The 17,695-nt window shown below is 45.5% G+C and carries 12 protein-coding genes and 1 tRNA gene; 5 read left to right on the top strand and 8 right to left on the bottom strand.

Annotated elements, in window-relative coordinates; all coding sequences use genetic code 11:
* Positions 1–41: 41 nt before the first annotated feature.
* Complete coding sequence (gltS, locus tag BN3349_RS11285) at positions 42–1,220, bottom strand: sodium/glutamate symporter (protein WP_040977484.1); 1,179 nt, start codon at positions 1,218–1,220, stop codon at positions 42–44.
* On the bottom strand, positions 1,204–1,911 hold the full coding sequence (locus tag BN3349_RS11290) for an RraA family protein (protein ID WP_032109880.1): 708 nt from the start codon (positions 1,909–1,911) through the stop codon (positions 1,204–1,206). The genes gltS and BN3349_RS11290 overlap by 17 nt, the downstream gene beginning before the upstream one ends.
* A gap of 118 nt (positions 1,912–2,029) precedes the next feature.
* Between BN3349_RS11290 and BN3349_RS11295 the strand changes: the two genes are divergently transcribed.
* On the top strand, positions 2,030–2,947 hold the full coding sequence (locus tag BN3349_RS11295; protein WP_040977485.1) for a LysR family transcriptional regulator: 918 nt from the start codon (positions 2,030–2,032) through the stop codon (positions 2,945–2,947).
* A gap of 122 nt (positions 2,948–3,069) precedes the next feature.
* Here BN3349_RS11295 and BN3349_RS11300 read toward each other — a convergent pair whose 3' ends face one another.
* The gene (locus BN3349_RS11300; protein WP_040977486.1) at positions 3,070–4,005 is read right to left on the bottom strand and encodes a Kdo(2)-lipid IV(A) acyltransferase; all 936 of its coding nucleotides are present in this window, start codon (positions 4,003–4,005) and stop codon (positions 3,070–3,072) included.
* A 141-nt stretch (positions 4,006–4,146) separates the two neighbouring features.
* Here BN3349_RS11300 and hldE point away from each other — a divergent pair, with 141 nt between their 5' ends.
* On the top strand, positions 4,147–5,577 hold the full coding sequence (gene hldE, locus BN3349_RS11305; RefSeq protein ID WP_040977487.1) for a bifunctional D-glycero-beta-D-manno-heptose-7-phosphate kinase/D-glycero-beta-D-manno-heptose 1-phosphate adenylyltransferase HldE: 1,431 nt from the start codon (positions 4,147–4,149) through the stop codon (positions 5,575–5,577).
* 206 nt (positions 5,578–5,783) lie between these two features.
* Here hldE and ettA read toward each other — a convergent pair whose 3' ends face one another.
* Positions 5,784–7,454, bottom strand: coding sequence for an energy-dependent translational throttle protein EttA (gene ettA, locus BN3349_RS11310; protein WP_040977488.1), 1,671 nt, complete (start codon positions 7,452–7,454; stop codon positions 5,784–5,786).
* 489 nt (positions 7,455–7,943) lie between these two features.
* On the opposite strand from ettA, the gene zevA reads away from it, so the two are divergent.
* Entirely contained in the window at positions 7,944–8,552 is a 609-nt protein-coding gene (gene zevA / locus BN3349_RS11315; protein ID WP_040977489.1) for a zinc transporter binding subunit ZevA, read from the top strand.
* Positions 8,543–9,568 carry a zinc transporter permease subunit ZevB gene (gene zevB / locus BN3349_RS11320; protein WP_040977490.1) on the top strand — a complete coding sequence of 342 codons (1,026 nt, stop codon included), beginning with the start codon at positions 8,543–8,545 and terminating at the stop codon, positions 9,566–9,568. Before zevA ends, zevB begins: the two co-directional genes overlap by 10 nt.
* A gap of 20 nt (positions 9,569–9,588) precedes the next feature.
* On the opposite strand, the gene BN3349_RS11325 is transcribed toward zevB, so the two are convergent.
* Together BN3349_RS11325 and BN3349_RS11330 are read right to left on the bottom strand one after the other, a co-directional pair.
* A complete protein-coding gene (locus BN3349_RS11325; RefSeq protein WP_040977491.1) occupies positions 9,589–10,563 on the bottom strand; it encodes a calcium/sodium antiporter in 975 nt (324 codons plus the stop codon).
* A 161-nt stretch (positions 10,564–10,724) separates the two neighbouring features.
* Positions 10,725–10,800, bottom strand: a tRNA-Asn gene (locus BN3349_RS11330).
* Between the two features lie 391 nt (positions 10,801–11,191).
* Between BN3349_RS11330 and uvrB the strand changes: the two genes are divergently transcribed.
* Complete coding sequence (gene uvrB / locus BN3349_RS11335; RefSeq protein ID WP_040977492.1) at positions 11,192–13,228, top strand: excinuclease ABC subunit UvrB; 2,037 nt, start codon at positions 11,192–11,194, stop codon at positions 13,226–13,228.
* 103 nt (positions 13,229–13,331) lie between these two features.
* Here the strand turns inward: uvrB and BN3349_RS11340 are convergent, their stop codons facing one another.
* Positions 13,332–14,705, bottom strand: coding sequence for a Do family serine endopeptidase (locus BN3349_RS11340; RefSeq protein WP_040977493.1), 1,374 nt, complete (start codon positions 14,703–14,705; stop codon positions 13,332–13,334).
* Positions 14,706–15,011: 306 nt separating this feature from the next.
* Entirely contained in the window at positions 15,012–17,651 is a 2,640-nt protein-coding gene (ppc, locus tag BN3349_RS11345) for a phosphoenolpyruvate carboxylase (RefSeq protein WP_040977494.1), read from the bottom strand.
* Positions 17,652–17,695: the final 44 nt, after the last annotated feature.

Genomic DNA, 17,695 nt, shown 5'->3' on the forward strand with positions numbered 1-17,695 from the left:
GATAAAAAGCATCCGAGGATGCTTTATTGTAAGTAATATCGTTATTTAAATAAGTTAATAAATAATGTAATAATAATCGGATTACAAATGTTAATAAATACAACGGTAATCACCGGTAGTACAAACCAGGCGGTCGGTGCTGGACCGTTTTTCTCAATGATAGCAGACATGTTTGCCATGGCGTTGGGGGTTTGTCCTAAGCCTACACCACAATGTCCCGCTGCCATAACCGCGGCGTCATAATTTCTGCCCATAGTGAAAAAGGTAATATAATAAGCCCATAACATCATTAATGCAGCTTGAGAGAGCAGAATAATCACCATCGGTAGGGCGAGATCAAGTAATTTGTTAATATTCAACGCCATCAATACCATAGATAAAAATAAATTTAATGAAATATCACCGATAATATCGATTTCTTTCATTCTCAGCTTTAATAAATCCAGATCTGCAAGATTACGAATCAGTGCACCTCCGAATAAACAGCCGACATAGTATGGGAAGGTTAGACCGGTTAGATTCAGCAGTTTTGAAATATAAGAACCGATTAATGCAGCAACTAAAATCATAATTGTGCTGTGTAATAGATTTTTGCCATTTAAAACAGACTGTGAGTTATTTCGATCATCCCGATTTTCAGCGCTGTCAGCCGTTAAATTATATTTACCGATAAGACGTTTTGCGACCGGTCCACCGATTAAACTACCCAGCAATAAACCGAATGTTGCCGCCGCAATACCAATTGTCATTCCTCCGTCAGCACCGAATTCTTCGAGGGTCGGACCGAATGCGGCAGCCGATCCCACTCCGCCGGACATGGAAATGGAACCCATCGCCACGCCATGTAATGCGTGTAATCCGAATAAATGGGCAAGCCCCGCACCAAGCAAATTCTGGAAAAATAACAGACTAACCGCAACAATAGCTAGAATAGCACCTAATTTTCCGCTTTTACGAATAACGGAAAAACTACAGGTAAATCCGGTACAAGTGAAAAAGATATTCATGAAGAAATCTTGTAATGTATTTGTTAATTTAATTTCAAAAGTACCGGTTTTAATGCCGATAAACATCAGAATACTAAATAATAGTCCGCCAATAACGGGAGCCGGAATAAAATAAGTTTGAAAGAATTTGATTTTGCTCTTAATGAATTGTCCCAGTAGAAATAATACTGCGGCTACCGCTGCAGTTTGTAACAAATCAAAGGTAATTATCATAATTTACTTCCTCGTCAATAAATTCGCATCCGCTTTGTGCCAGTTTGTCATAGACCCAATCTATATTCAGATTTTTATTGGTATGAATTTCAGCCAACATTTGTTGTTCTTTTTTGGCGATTTGAGCCGCCTTTATTAAAACATCTTCCGCATCTTTGGGACGAATAGAAATTACGCCGCTTTCATCGCCCACAATAATATCGCCCGGAAAAATAATGCGACCACCGATATTTACCGGCACGTTAATTTCACCTGGTCCGTTTTTATAAGGGCCGTTTGGTGTGGATGCACAGGCAAAAACGGGAAAATCTATCTTTTCTAACTCTTTTTTATCTCGAATTGCGCCGTATATTATAAAGCCGGCAAGTTCGCGAGCTTTAGCTAGCTGTGCCATAATTTCGCCGCAGAGTGCTCTTTCGTTAAAGCCACCGCCGTCAACAACGATAACATCGCCTTTTTTTGCCTGCGCAATAGCGTAATAGAATAATAAGTTATCGCCACCTTGTACTCGAACGGTGTACGCTGTACCTAACATCAATTTGTCATTAACAGCAAAAAATTGAGAGGATATTGCTGCTGTTCTATTCATGCTGTCATCTAGAACAGAGACGGGAATATCTCGGAATTTTTCTAGTTGGTGTGAAGAAGTGCGGGTAAAATTTTTGATAATTCTAAATCCTACATTTTTCATGATTTCTCCTTGTTTTGGTTAATAATGTATCTTTTTTTAACCTAACATACAGATATATATTTATAAAACGAATAATTGTGATATTTTATATCTATAAAATAGATATTTGGGGGGTGATATGACTTTTGACCAAATCAGAACATTTCTGACTATTATTGAATGTGGTAATATTTCTACCGCGTCAACTATATTGTTTACTTCACAATCTACAATCAGCAGCCGAATCAAATTATTAGAAGAAGAATTGGACGTTCAGTTATTAATTAGAAGTAAGGGCGTGCGCAGTATTGAGCTAACACCTCATGGCAAAGAATTTATTCCTATTGCACAACAATGGCTTAGCCTATGGCAGGATACGAAACGAATTACTGAACAGGGTAAAATACAAATTTTAAATATTGGTAGTGTGGATTTAATTAATAATTTTACTTTTTTTCCGCTTTATCAACGTTATTTGAATCAATACCCTTATACTAAGTTATGTATTAATACTTTTCATTCGCCTGAGATTCATTCGCTTATTGAAAATCGTACTATTGATATAGGGTTTGTTTTTAGTCAGATTAAATATCAAAATATTATCTCTAAACCGGTTTACCGAGAGAAAATGTATTTAATTTGTCATCAGGAAAGTGATTATTACGATAATATTCATCCTGCAAAATTGGATATTACCAATGAAATTTATTTACGTTGGGGGGCCGATTTTGAGCAATGGCATCACGCACATTGGGATCCGCATGAACATCCAATAATTACTGTCAATACCGGATCGTTAATTGCACGTTATTTGGATAAACCAGGTTATTGGGCAATTGCACCGATGTCTTTGGTTTCATATATTAAGGAATTCTATCGGATTGCTTGCTATCAAATTCAGGAACCGCCACCGCCAAGAATTTGTTACCTGCTGACTCATCGGTATGCTAAGCCGAGTTTGCTGGAAACGATAAGAATATTTGAGCAGGAAGTAACGGAATTTATCAGTTCTAATGCAAATATTTGCCGATTTGAAAGCTGGATGCTGGATAAATAATGCCATATCGGAGAAAAGTGCGGTTGATTTTTAACAAGAATATGAATACCGTATTCGATGCGCTAAATCAGGTGGGACGATTTGGTGTTAAAAAAGCATCCTCGGATGCTTTTTTCATTTAATCAATCGTATAAACTCGGGTCTTGAGCGTGCGGGCGGGTTTTGAACCGGCGATGCAGCCACATATATTGTTCAATACCGCGTAGGATCTCTTTTTCAACGATTTTATTCATACGTATGGCGATATCGGTTTCCGTGGTCAAATCGCTGAAATCTACCGGCGCCGAAATGGTAACGGTATAACCCGAACCGTCGCGGTTGCGCAGCGGCGCAAAGGGAATTACTTTACTGTTTGGTGATGCCTTCAGCAAATAATAACTGCCGGTAGTGGTGGCAGCCTGCGTTACCGCGAAAAAAGGGACGAAAACCGCATTTTTATGCCCGTAGTCATGATCAGGCGCATACCAAATAATCTCGCCATGTTTCAGCGCTCTGAGCATCCCGCGTAAGTCTTTGCGATCCAGCATATCTTTATTGGAACGTAAACGCCCGCGGGTTTGCAGCCAATCCATCATCAGGTTGTCGTTGGGGCGGTAAACCCCGATGCCAGGCTGGTGTATGCCGACAATGCGCGCACCGAGTTCAAGAGTCAGAAAATGGATGCCGACGAAAATAATGCCGTCTTGCAGATTCTGTGTTAAATAGTCCAAACCTTCGATTTTAGACCATTTTTTAATCCGTTTATCCGACCAAAACCATGCCATGCCCGTTTCGATAATCGCCATTCCGGTCGATTTCAAATTTGCCTGCACAATTGCCTCGATCTGCGCGGCGGAATAGTTCGGAAAGCACAGTTGTAAATTGCGGCGTGCGATTTTGAGTCGGCGCTGACCGACTTTCAGTTTAGAAAACAGCCACCCCAGCAGACCGCCGATTTTTATTAGTAGCGGATAAGGCAGCAACAGAATCAGCCGCCAGATAGCCAATGCGAGCCAGAATCCCCAGTATTTGGGTTTTAGAAATGATTTGCTGAAAGTAGGAAGTGATGCTTTTGCCATAATAAAAATACAACGTGTTACGAAAATCGCTTAGTTTAACAGACCTTAGCGATTAGTTTAGCGGAATTCTTAGTAAATAGCATTTATCCTGTGGTAAAATCAGCAAAATTTTTCCAATTGCGATTAAGGAATAGAAGAAAAATGGGTCAATATTCAGCACAATTTCAGAATGCAAAAGTGTTAGTTTTAGGAGACGTGATGTTGGATCGCTACTGGTTCGGGGCAACAAATCGGATTTCTCCCGAGGCGCCGGTACCGGTCGTGCGCGTACAGGAACATGAAGAACGGGCGGGCGGCGCGGCGAATGTGGCGATGAATATCGCATCGTTGAATGTTCCGGTGGAGTTGCTGGGGTTAATTGGACAGGATGAAACCGGCGGTGCGCTGACCGCACTGTTGGAAGAACAGAACATCGGTTGCAATTTCGTCCGCCTTGACACTCATCCGACCATTACCAAACTGCGCATTTTATCCCGCCATCAGCAGCTATTGCGCCTTGATTTTGAAGAAGACTTCAAGAATGTGCGTAGTGATGTTTTATTGCAAAAGCTGCAAAGTGCGGTGGAAAATTACGGTGCTTTGATTTTATCGGATTATGGTAAAGGCACGCTCAATCAGGTGCAGTTGATGATTCGTATCGCCCGTCAGGCCAATGTGCCGGTGTTGATTGATCCGAAAGGAACCGATTTCGAACGCTATCGCGGCGCGACTTTGCTTACCCCGAATATGTCGGAGTTTGAAGCGGTGGTCGGAAAATGTGAGTCGGAGCAGGATATCGTTGAGAAAGGGCTGAAGCTGATTCGCGATATTGACTTGAGTGCGCTGTTGGTGACCCGTTCGGAAAAAGGTATGACATTATTACGCCCAGATCAGGCGCCGTTTCATTTGCCAACGGTGGCGAAAGAAGTGTTTGATGTTACCGGCGCCGGCGATACGGTAATCAGCGTGCTGGCGATTGCATTGGCGGACGGGCGTTCTTTTGAGGAAGCCTGTTATTTGGCTAACGTGGCTGCCGGTATTGTGGTCGGCAAATTGGGAACCTCTACCGTTTCTCGAGTTGAGCTAGAAAATGCAATCCATGGTCGTAGCAGTTCGGGTTTCGGTATTATGACGGAAGCGGAGCTGAAAAGTGCGGTCAAATTAGCGCAACAACGTGGTGAAAAAATCGTGATGACTAACGGTTGCTTTGATATTTTGCATCCCGGTCATGTGTCTTATCTGGAAAACGCCCGTAAGTTGGGGGATCGTTTGATTGTCGCCGTTAATAGTGATGCGTCGGTGAAACGCCTGAAAGGGGAAAATCGCCCGATTAACGAGCTGGCTGCCAGAATGGCAGTATTGGCGGGGTTGTCTTCGGTGGATTGGCTGGTCGCCTTTGACGAAGATACGCCACAACGTCTAATCGGCGAAATTTTGCCGGATTTGCTGGTAAAAGGCGGGGACTATAAGCCGGAGGAGATTGCCGGCAGTCAGGAAGTGTGGGCGAACGGTGGTGAAGTCAGAGTGCTGAATTTCGAAAACGGCTGTTCGACCAGTAATGTGATTAAGAAAATTCAGGCATTATCAAAATAATCTCGCTCATCTCAGGCGGTGCAATCACCGCCTGATTTTCTTATATCTGCGTCGATAAACTGAGCAATCATTTACCAATATGCTCAGCTTGAAAACACCCGACCGCCTTGCGAAATTCTGTACAATTTTTAATGCTGCGGCGACACGCTTGATTCATATTTATTGTATTAGTTTCGCCTAAAAAAATCCCCAAGCGGGGATTTTGATTATTTTGCGATACGTTTATATTTAATGCGGTGAGGTTGCAGTGCTTCCGCGCCGAAAGTTTTCTTTTTCCATTCTTCATAGTCAGAGAAATTGCCTTCGTAGAAGGTGACTTTGCCTTCATCGCCGTAATCCAGAATATGCGTGGCAATGCGGTCTAAGAACCAGCGGTCATGGGAGATCACCATGGCGCAGCCCGGAAATTCCAAAATTGCATTTTCCAGTGCGCGCAGGGTTTCCACATCGAGATCGTTGGTTGGTTCGTCTAGCAGTAATACGTTGCCGCCGGTCTGTAATAATTTTGCCAGATGCAGACGTCCGCGCTCACCGCCGGAAAGCTCACCGACGCGTTTTTGCTGATCCACGCCTTTAAAGTTGAAACGACCGACATAGGCACGGCTTGGGATCTCAAAATTGCCGATACGTAAAATATCCTGCCCGTTTGATACTTCTTCCCACACCGTTTTTTTATCGTCCATAGCATCGCGGAATTGTTCCACCGAGGCGAGCTGTACGGTTTCACCTAGTGTGATACTACCGCTGTCCGGCTGTTCTTGCCCGGATAGCATACGGAACAGCGTGGATTTACCAGCGCCGTTTGGACCGATAATACCGACTATCGCCCCTTTCGGAATGGAGAAGGACAGATCATCAATGAGTTTGCGCTCGCCATAGGTTTTGCTTAAATGTGCCACCTCAATGACTTTATCGCCTAAACGCGGGCCGGGCGGAATAAACAGTTCGTTGGTTTCATTCCGTTTTTGATATTCGCCGCTGTTAAGTTCTTCAAAGCGTGCCATACGGGCTTTACTTTTCGCTTGACGACCTTTCGGATTCTGGCGCACCCATTCCAGTTCCTTTTCAATGGATTTCTGCCGCGCCGATTCGCTTGCCGCTTCTTGCGCCAGCCGTTTTTCCTTTTGTTCCAGCCAAGAGGAGTAATTGCCTTCCCAAGGAATCCCTTCGCCGCGGTCAAGCTCCAAAATCCAGCCAGCAACATTATCCAAGAAATAACGGTCATGGGTAATCGCTACCACCGTGCCTTCGTAATCGTGCAGGAAACGTTCTAGCCAAGCGACGGACTCCGCGTCCAAGTGGTTGGTTGGTTCGTCAAGCAGCAACATATCCGGCTTTTCCAACAGCAAACGGCACAATGCCACACGACGGCGTTCCCCGCCGGATAAATGTTCGATTTTTGCTTCCCAGTCCGGTAAACGCAATGCATCTGCCGCGCGTTCCAGCTGGTTAGCAAGATTATGACCGTCATGCGCCTGAATAATCGCTTCCAGATTGGCCTGTTCCGCCGCCAGTTTATCAAAATCCGCGTCGGGATCGGCATATAAGGCATATACTTCATCCAAACGGGTCAGTGCGTTTTTAACCTCGGCTACGGCTTCTTCAATGGCTTCTCGCACAGTTTGCTGCGGTTGCAGTTTCGGTTCCTGCGGCAGATAGCCGATTTTAATGCCCGGCTGCGGGCGCGCTTCACCCTCAATGTCTTTATCAATGCCCGCCATAATGCGTAGCAGAGTGGATTTTCCGGCGCCATTCAAACCAAGTACGCCGATTTTGGCGCCTGGAAAGAAACTGAGCGAAATGTCTTTTAAAATATGCCGTTTCGGCGGTACCACTTTACCGACACGGTGCATAGTGTAAACGAATTGTGATGACATAATAATTCTCATTTTGATGAAAAAAGTGCGGTCATTTTACTTGAAATTATGGGGCTTTGTAAGTTCAATTAAGCAAAAAAACTCATATTGAGGCGACAGAACGGAAAGTGGTTAACTTATTTTTCATGGAATAATAAGTCGCCGAATTTTATTGATTTGAGTAGCATAAAAAAAACCTCCCGAAGCGGGAGGTAGGAAAGTAGTTTAGCTATTTATGATTATTTTATTTAGGAACTTTATGAATACCAAGCTATCACTTGATGCGCGGTATCTTACAGAAATTTTTATGCTAACGTAATATTAATTTTATATTTTTTTGACATATGTCACATAATTTGTGTGGTTTATGCTATTTTTTATCTAAAGTAGCTTATTTTTTAACATATTTTGTTTCATTGACGCGTTAATGCTAGAATGTCGCACTTAGTTGATTTTATCTGTTGAGCACTCGTTTTGACTAAATATTACACTGTATTATCGGCGTTGATTATGGCGCTGATTTTTCCCGTTCAGGGATTAGCCCATCCCCATGCCTTTATTGATATGAAAAATAAAGTGTTGGTGGAAAATAATCAATTGACCGGTTTTTCTATGCAATGGATTCTTGATGAACCCAGTTCTTCCGCCATTTTGTATGATTTAGCCCTGGCGCAGGGCGATCAGCCAGCGTTACAGAAGCTGATCGATGAGGTGATAAAAAATATCGTGCAGGAACATTATTTCAGTTATTTATTTAATAAAAAAGGGGAGAAAATCAAATACAGTTCTGTGCCGCAGAATTACGGCATGAAATCAAGCGGTACGCAAGTGCTGTATTATTTCGATTTTATGTTGTCCAAACCGCAGTTGCTGGCGCATGATGATTTTGAGCTTAGCACCTATGATCCCACCTATTATGTGTCCATGTATTATGACGAACCGGTAAAAAGTGCGGTGGATTTTTCCGCATTACCACAAAATTGCAGCGGTCGTGTCGTTGCGCCTAAGGTGGATGAAAAAATGAAACAATACGCCGCCTCGCTGGATCGCGATCAACGCGATGAAGACGCTACTTTAGGCGAGGTGTTTGCACAAAAGGTGGTGATTTCATGCAAGTAAAGCGCAAATATGTCTATTTATTGTTACCGCTGCTGCTGGTTTGCGCCGCCGTTTATTGTTTTCCTTATCTGTTTGCCCGAATTGTACTGTGGCAGCGGGAATTTAATCAGCTGATATCTGCTTATCTGCACCAGATTAAACAGGCGCCGCTGCATGCGGGGGGGTTGTTGATCCTACTGAGCTTTGTATACGGCGTATTGCATGCGCTGGGGCCAGGACACGGCAAGTTTATTCTCGCCAGTTATCTTTCAACTCATCAATCACAGTTAAAAACCAGTATGCGGCTGAGCTTGCTGTCATCGTTGATGCAGGGCGTCGTTGCCGTTAGTGCAACCTCCGTGATTGTGGTGATGTTGCGTCTTTCTTCCGCCTATTTTAAATTCAGCCAGCTATGGCTGGAGCGGATCGCGTTCGGTTTAATTTTATTACTCGGTGTGCAATGGGTTTATCAGAGCGGCAGAACACTCTGGCAACAACGTAAAACAGCGCTTGCACAACGGGGATTTTCGAGTGTATATCGCATCACGTCGTTGTCGACTGACAAGATACAAAAGATACAAAAAAGTGCGGTGCTAAATCGGCAAGAATGTCATCGGCACGATTCGCATTGCGGCTGTGGACATCAGCATTTGCCGGATCAACGGCAGCTGGCGCAGGCAGCGGACTTCAAATCGCAGTTTTTGATCGTGCTAAGTATCGGTATGCGCCCATGTTCCGGTGCGATTTTTATTCTGTTTTTCGCCTATATGCTGGATTTGTATCTGTGGGGCGTGGCGGCTGCGCTGGTGATGGCGTTGGGAACCGGACTGACTCTGTCCGCGTTCGCGTTAATGGTGCAATACGCACGTTCCGGCGCGGTGAAGCTGGGTAAGTGGTATTTGTCGCCGGGATTACAGCGTAATGCCGACGGACTGATTAAGCTGACCGTCGGGACGATAGTGATCTTTTTGGCACTCGGTTTGCTGTATGCCAGCACGCAGCCGGTGCAGGGCGGTGCGGCGTTATTCGGCGCTTAAAGGCAGAATTCTTATTGCCGCTACAGTGCCGTTTTCAACAGATACAGCGTATAGGCGAGATAGCCTAACAGTAAAAACGCGCCTTCAAACCGGTTAATCATACCGGTTTTTTTACGCCATCCGTAGCCGAATAGAAACAGTGACAGGGTTAATACCAACATAACCAGAAAATCCCGGCTAAAAATTTCATTTTCTACCTGAATCGGCATAATAGCACCGGCAATCCCGACCACCGCTAATGTGTTGAACAGATTGGAGCCGATAATATTGCCGAGCGCCAAATCTGCCTGCCCTTTTTTGGCAGCGACAACGGAGGCTGCCAGTTCAGGCAGCGAAGTACCGATCGCAACGATTGTCAACCCGATAACCAGATCACTGACACCGAGATAAGCCGCAATTTGCACCGCACCCCAAACCAGAAGCTGCGAACTGCCGACTAATAACACCAGCCCACCTAGCATTAACAACAGCGCGGAACGTAGCGACATGCTCGGTTTGGTGCGGGATTGGGGCGGTACTTCGCTGATGGAATGCGCACGTTTTTTAGAGCGCATTTCCCGTTCAATCGTGTAAAACATATAAATAGCAAAAACCAGCAATAAAACCAGCGCATCGACACGTGATATTGTGGCATCGTAAATCAGAAAGGCGGAAAGCAAGGTGATTAGCGTCAGGATCGGCAGTTCTTTTTTTAGCACCGAGGGATTAACCATAATCGGCTTGATCAGCGCGGTTAAACCGAGAATTAACGCGATATTGGTAATATTGGAGCCATAAGCGTTACCCAATGCAATGCCGGGGCTGCGATTTAGCGCGGATAATGCCGAAACAATCATCTCCGGTGCCGATGTGCCGAAGCCGATCACAAGGATGCCGATTAACAGCGGCGGCATTCCCAAATGCGCGGCGAAATCGGCTGCGCCTTCAATAAAGCGTTCGGCACTCCAAATCAGTATCATTAAGCCGGCGAATAACGCGAGAACGGGAATTAACATAATAAACCTTATAAAAAATAACAAGCGGGGAAAGTATAATAGAAGCGGAAAATTTTTTACAACAAAAATAAAAGCCCATAAGGAGGATATGGGCTCAAAATCTTTTGGGGAAAATAAGTTTTTATAAAAGGAGACAAATAAAAACTAACCAAAAGAAAAAATGGCTCCTCCTGCTGGACTTGAACCAGCGACATACGGATTAACAGTCCGCCGTTCTACCGACTGAACTAAGGAGGAATAATTCTGTATCACAAGGAATAGGTGGTGCATGATAATGATCTTGCTCGGCCTTGTCAACCTATAGAATAAAAAAAATTTGAATCATTATGCTATTTTTTTATATCCACAGCGCCTGTGGATAACTCTGTGAATTATTATTTTAAAAACGCGCCGATCCCTGATAAGAACTAGCCTGTTGCGATCCTCGATGAAAATTGGCTGCAAAATAACATTGTTATATATTTCAATGCGTTATGAAAATTCCAGAAAAATTTTTAAAAAATTTTTAGATTTTGCGAGGTTTGAAACTTGACAAATATAAGTCTGTGTAAAACTTGAATTTTTACTTTCCGCTCGAGGGATAAAAATGTGTTAAAATTCACCGCACTTTGTTTTGGAATTAACAGTGATGAACAATAAAATTAATACTAAACCTTTCATTCTGCATTCTGATTTTTCGCCTTCCGGTGATCAGCCTCAGGCAATCGAAAAATTGGTGGACAATCTTAATGACGGCTTAGCGCATCAAACCCTGCTGGGCGTGACCGGTTCGGGCAAAACCTTTACCATCGCCAACGTAATCGCTCGTTTAAACCGTCCGGCGATGCTGCTGGCGCCGAACAAAACTCTTGCCGCGCAATTATATGCGGAAATGAAAGCGTTTTTTCCGGAAAATGCGGTGGAATATTTTGTCTCCTATTATGATTACTATCAGCCGGAGGCCTATGTGCCGAGCAGCGATACCTTTATTGAAAAGGACGCTTCCATTAACGATCAAATTGAACAGATGCGCTTATCTGCAACTAAATCATTTTTGGAGCGGCGCGATACCATTGTGGTTGCCTCGGTGTCGGCGATTTACGGTTTAGGTGATCCTGACAGTTATTTGAAAATGATGCTGCATTTGCAAACCGGAGCGATTATCGATCAGCGTCAAATTCTGGCACGTCTGGCGGAATTGCAATATACCCGTAATGATCAGGCGTTTCAGCGCGGCACTTTTCGAGTGCGTGGTGAGATTATTGATATTTTCCCCGCTGAATCGGATGATCGGGCGGTGCGGATCGAATTATTTGATAATGAAATCGAGCGTTTGAGCCTGTTTGATCCGCTGACCGGCACCGGGTTCGGTGCTGTTCCGCGCTTTACCGTATACCCGAAAACCCATTATGTCACACCGCGGGAACGGATTCTGGACGCCATTGAGCAGATCAAGCAAGAACTGGCGGAACGTCGTAAGGTGCTGCTGGAGAACAATAAACTGCTGGAAGAACAGCGGCTGACCCAGCGCACACAGTTTGATATCGAGATGATGAATGAGCTCGGTTATTGCTCGGGAATTGAAAATTATTCCAGATATTTATCCGGTCGCAACGAGGGCGAACCGCCGCCAACCTTGTTTGACTATATTCCGTCGGACGGTTTGCTGATTATTGATGAATCCCATGTTACTGTACCGCAAATCGGCGGGATGTACCGCGGCGACCGTTCGCGCAAAGAAACATTGGTGGAATACGGTTTTCGCCTGCCTTCTGCGCTGGATAACCGTCCGCTGCGTTTTGAAGAATTCGAGCGTTTGGTGCCGCAAACCATTTATGTTTCTGCGACGCCGGGACCGTATGAGCTGGAAAAATCCGGTGCCGAGATTATCGATCAAGTGGTACGCCCGACTGGTTTGCTTGATCCTGAAATTGAAATACGACCGGTATCAATTCAAGTAGATGATCTGCTATCGGAAGCGCGCCTGCGCGCTGCACGCAATGAACGGGTGTTGGTGACCACGTTAACCAAGCGCATGGCGGAGGATCTGACCGATTATCTGGAAGAACACGGTGTGCGGGTGCGCTATCTGCATTCGGATATTGATACGGTGGAACGCGTGGAAATTATCCGTGATTTGCGTTTAGGCGAGTTTGATGTGTTGGTGGGAATCAATTTACTGCGTGAAGGGCTGGATATTCCGGAGGTTTCTTTGGTGGCGATTTTGGATGCCGATAAGGAAGGTTTTCTGCGTTCGGAACGTTCGCTGATTCAGACAATCGGACGGGCGGCACGAAATTTACAAGGTAAAGCAATTTTGTATGCGGACAGCATCACGAAATCTATGGAAAAGGCGATTACCGAAACACAGCGCCGGCGTGAAAAACAGATGAAATACAATGAGGCACATGGCATTGTACCGCAAGGACTAAATAAAAAAGTGGGTGAACTGCTGGATATTGGGCAAGGAACAGTCAATAAGGTCAAACATAAACAACGCGTACAAAAAGCAGCGGAACCGACCGCACTTTATCATGCGCCGAACAATCCGAAAGAATATCAGCAGCAAGTTAAAAAACTGGAGCAGCAGATGTATAAATATGCGCAGGATCTGGAGTTTGAAAAAGCCGCCGCCGTGCGAGATCAGCTGCATGAACTGCGGGAACGTTTTATGCTGGATTCATAGCCGTAAAAAAGACTTGGTTTGCCGATTACATCACCAAGTCTTTTTGTACTGATTCCGTTTTAACGGCAGCATAGTGAATTGCCGCCTTTTTTATTCCGCTGCGTTATTGAATAAGCAGATAGAAATTAGAATCGCCGCGCAGAATATTCAACGCGACCGCAGACGGTTTGCTGTCCAGAATTTTACGTAGTTGACCCAGATTTTCCACCGGATGACGATTCACGCCGATAATAATATCACCGGCTTTCAGACCGCGCTGTTCCGCCAATGATTTCGCTTTAACGCTTGTGATTGAAACGCCTTTCTGACCTTTTTCATTGTAATTGGTCAGATCTGCACCGTCTAATCCTGGTAAAATACCGCTTGCATTAGCCTGACTTTGTTCGTCGGATTGCAGCGTAACTTTGGTATTTTGCGATTTACCGTCGCGTAAATAGGTCAGTTCAATGGCTTTACCGGCGCCGGTGGTCGCAATTTTCGCTCTTAATTCAGCAAAACTTGCTAATCGCTGACCGTTGATCGCAGTGATCACGTCACCGGCTTTAATGCCGGCTTTTTCCGCGGCAGAATTCGGCAATACTTCGCTGACGAATGCGCCTTGCTGGGCGTCAACATTAAAGGCTTTTGCCAGATCGGTATTTAATTCGCCGCCGCGGATACCCAACAGACCGCGCCGCACTTCGCCGTATTCCAGAATCTGTTTAACCAGACTGTCCGCCATATTGCTTGGAATCGCAAAGGCGATACCCGCATTACCGCCGCTCGGTGAAATAATGGCGGTGTTGATTCCGATCAGCTCGCCGTTCAGATTAATTAGTGGACCGCCGGAATTACCACGGTTGACCGCCGCATCGGTCTGAATATAGTTTTCGTAGGTGCCGCTGTCAGAGCCGGTAGAACGTCCCAACGCGGAAATAATACCGGACGTGACCGTTTGACCTAAGCCGAACGGATTGCCGATTGCTACGGTAAAATCACCGACCCGCAATTTATCCGAGTCAGCAATTTTTATTTCGGTAAGGTTTTTTGGATTTTCCAGCTGAATCAACGCAATATCCGACATTTCGTCTTTGCCCACAACTTTCGCTTTGAATTCGCGCCCGTCTTCCAGTTTTACCGTAATTTTATCGGCTTGATCGATTACATGATTATTGGTTAAAACATAACCCTTTTCCGCATTAATAATTACGCCGGAACCCAGTCCTTTGAAATTACGCGGAGAATTGCCACCGAAGACATCCGGACCGAAGAAGAATTTGAATTCTTCAGGAATGTCATCATTTTGAAATGCGGATTTCTGCTTTCCTTCCACCGCAATGGATACTACCGAAGGTAGCACTTTTTCCAGCATCGGTGCGAGACTTGAGGTTTGTTGTCCGTCCATAAACGCCGGAAAAGCGGCTTGTGTTGCAACAGAGGTGGTTAATACGCTCAAGCCGAGCGCAATACCGGTTAATAGAAAATGTTTCTTTTTCACGTTATTTCTCCATTTAAAATAGTATCGTTGTTTATACAATGTATGCTCTAAGACAAGAAAAACAAGGGAATGTTCGATATCGCGCGTTAGATTTTAGCTGAACGGGTACAAGGTCTGTCCACAGATTACGGAAAAGACGGTTGTTGAATTAAGGAAAATCTGGGAGACGGATAAAAAGCTGCTTATCGATATGCAGGAACAGCAAGGGCTGAGACCGATGATAATATCGGACTCAGCCCTTGTCTCAGCCATTTATATAAACTCGGCTTAAATCGACCGCACTTTTCGGTGCGATTGGCAGCAAGGCTAGCCGGTGTTACGCATACCAGCCGCAATGCCGGTGATTGTAATCATCAGCGCTTGTTCCACATCCGGGTTCGGATTTTCCGGATTTTCACGTAAACGGCGCAGTAATTCCACCTGCAACAGATTCAACGGATCGGTATAAACATTGCGCAATGCGATAGACTCGGCAACCCAAGGCAGATCGGACATCAGCTGATCTTCATGAGATAAGGACAGCACAGTTTTGATATCCTGTTTTAGTTGCGCGCGTAAAGATTCGCCCAGATACCAGAGTTCTTTTTTTACCAGATGCTGATCGTAGTGTTCAGACAGCCAGGTATCGGTTTTGCTGAATACCATTTCCAGCATACCGATACGGGTGGAGAAAAACGGCCAGAGTTTACACATTTCTTCAATAATGGCTCTGTTGCCGTTTTCAATTGCCAATCGCACCGACGCGCCGGCGCCCAGCCAAGCTGGCAACATTAAGCGGTTTTGCATCCAGGCGAAAATCCAAGGAATTGCACGCAGGCTTTCCACGCCGCCGTTCGGATTACGTTTTGCCGGGCGAGAACCTAACGGCAGTTTGGATAATTCCTGTTCCGGGGTGGCGGAACGGAAATAGGGCACGAAATCTTTGTCGCCGCGGACGACATCGCGATAAATTTTACAAGAAGAGGCGGATAATTCTTCCATCACTGCACGCCAGCTGTCTTTCGGTTCCGGCGGTGGCAGTAGGTTCGCTTCCAGAATTGCGCTGGCATAAAGATCTAAACTGGCGACGGCGACTGCCGGCAAACCAAGTTTAAAGCGGATCATCTCACCTTGTTCCGTTACCCGTAAGCCGTTTTTCAGTGAACGCGGCGGTTGCGATAATAATGCAGCGTGCGCCGGTGCACCGCCGCGACCGATTGTACCGCCGCGCCCATGGAACAACGTCAGTTCGATACCCAGTTTTTCACACAGATTTACCAGTTGTTCCTGTGCGCGGTACTGCGCCCAAGACGCCGCCATCATCCCGGCATCTTTAGCACTGTCGGAGTAGCCGATCATCACCATTTGTTTGTTATTGATAACACCGCGATACCAGCCCACGTTGAATAACTGAGTCATCACCTCCTCAGAGGCGTCAAGGTCGTCAAGGGTTTCAAATAGCGGCACTACCGGCAGGTGATAAGGCACACCGGCTTCTTTTAACAATAAATGTACCGCCAATACATCGGAGGCGGTACGCGCCATGGAGATGATATAGCAAGAGATGACGCCTTCCGGCTGTTCGGCAATGACTTTGCAGGTATCCAGCACTTCCTGCGTTTGTGCAGACGGCTGCCAGTTACGCGGTACCAGCGGACGACGCGAGCTTAATTCACGAATTAAAAAGGCTTGTTTATCGTCTTCTGTCCATTGAGCATAATCGCCCAAACCGATATAACGGGTGATTTCGGCAATGGCATCGGCATGGCGGGTGCTTTCCTGACGAATATCCAGACGAGATAAGGCAAGCCCGAAACAGCGAATGCGACGCAGACAATCAAGCAGCGCACCGTTTGCGATAATCCGCATGCCGCATTGATGTAAGGATTGATAACAATCGTACAGCGGTTCCCAGAGTTGATTATCGTCGATCAGAATTTCACTTTTATCAATGGTTAACGGTTTGTCTTCCAGAATGTAACCGTAGTAGGCAACGGTTTTAATTAATTTGGTACGCAGTGCTTTGACCACGACCCGATAAGGTTCCAAATGATCGCCGTATTTTTCCCGGAATTGTGCGGTACACTGCACCACAGAAAGCTCATCGGCAAGCGCTTTAATATCTTCCAGAAACAGTTCCGCTGCTTTCCAACGGTTCATTGCCAGCACGCGACGGGTGGTTTGCGCGGTAACGAAAGGGTTGCCGTCACGGTCGCCACCCATCCACGAAGAAAAACGCACCGGCGCAAGCCCCACCGGATGCTGGACGCCGAAATTTTTTTCTAAATGGAAATTAAGCTGACGGCAAAATTCCGGCACGGCTTTCCACAGGCTGTTTTCAATGACTGCCATACCGCCTTTGGCTTCATCTACCGGGGTCGGGCGTTGAGTACGGATTTCATTGGTGTGCCAGGCAAGGGCAATCAGCTGCATTAAACGGCGTTTCAGTTTTGTGCTTTCCGCTTCGGTTAAATCGTCATGTTCCAAACGGTTTAAACAACGGTTGATCTCAATGTGTTTGTGCCCCAACGAACGACGGGTGACTTCGGTCGGATGTGCGGTCAGTACCAGCTCGATTAACAGTTTTTCCACTGTGGCAAGCACTTTTTCTTTTGCCACATTCTGTTGTTTCAATCGGGTAAATAAGGCTTCCAAAGAGCGATCGGAGGATTCCTGATCAATATGTCGGCGAGAAACGGTTTGATATTGTTCGGCAATATTGGTCAGATTGAGGAAATGATTAAAGGCGCGTGCAACGGGGATAATATTGTCGTTGGAAATCGTCGCCAACGTGTCCAAAAGTTGCTTGCGGGCTTGTTCGTCTCCGGCGCGGGAGTTACGCGACAGCACCCGGATATTTTCGATTAAATCCAAAATATCGCTGCCCTGAGCATCGCTGATCGTTTCGCCCAGAAAATGCCCCAGCATATTGATATTGTTACGCATCGTAGAGTATTGTTGAATCATAATCGCCTCTTTAGTCAATAATAAATTGTAGGTATTGGCTATAG

Source organism: Necropsobacter massiliensis (genome assembly GCF_000827595.2).
Classification (GTDB): Bacteria; Pseudomonadota; Gammaproteobacteria; order Enterobacterales; family Pasteurellaceae; genus Necropsobacter; species Necropsobacter massiliensis.

Bases quoted from the DNA above. Each gene is read 5' to 3' on its own strand.
- hldE (WP_040977487.1), top strand. From the start codon at position 4,147: ATGGGTCAATATTCAGCACAATTTCAGAATGCAAAAGTGTTAGTTTTA.
- ppc (WP_040977494.1), bottom strand. From the start codon at position 17,651: ATGATTCAACAATACTCTACGATGCGTAACAATATCAATATGCTGGGG.
- BN3349_RS11300 (WP_040977486.1), bottom strand. From the start codon at position 4,005: ATGGCAAAAGCATCACTTCCTACTTTCAGCAAATCATTTCTAAAACCC.
- ettA (WP_040977488.1), bottom strand. From the start codon at position 7,454: ATGTCATCACAATTCGTTTACACTATGCACCGTGTCGGTAAAGTGGTA.
- gltS (WP_040977484.1), bottom strand. From the start codon at position 1,220: ATGATAATTACCTTTGATTTGTTACAAACTGCAGCGGTAGCCGCAGTA.
- uvrB (WP_040977492.1), top strand. From the start codon at position 11,192: ATGAACAATAAAATTAATACTAAACCTTTCATTCTGCATTCTGATTTT.
- zevB (WP_040977490.1), top strand. From the start codon at position 8,543: ATGCAAGTAAAGCGCAAATATGTCTATTTATTGTTACCGCTGCTGCTG.
- BN3349_RS11295 (WP_040977485.1), top strand. From the start codon at position 2,030: ATGACTTTTGACCAAATCAGAACATTTCTGACTATTATTGAATGTGGT.
- BN3349_RS11290 (WP_032109880.1), bottom strand. From the start codon at position 1,911: ATGAAAAATGTAGGATTTAGAATTATCAAAAATTTTACCCGCACTTCT.
- zevA (WP_040977489.1), top strand. From the start codon at position 7,944: ATGGCGCTGATTTTTCCCGTTCAGGGATTAGCCCATCCCCATGCCTTT.
- BN3349_RS11325 (WP_040977491.1), bottom strand. From the start codon at position 10,563: ATGTTAATTCCCGTTCTCGCGTTATTCGCCGGCTTAATGATACTGATT.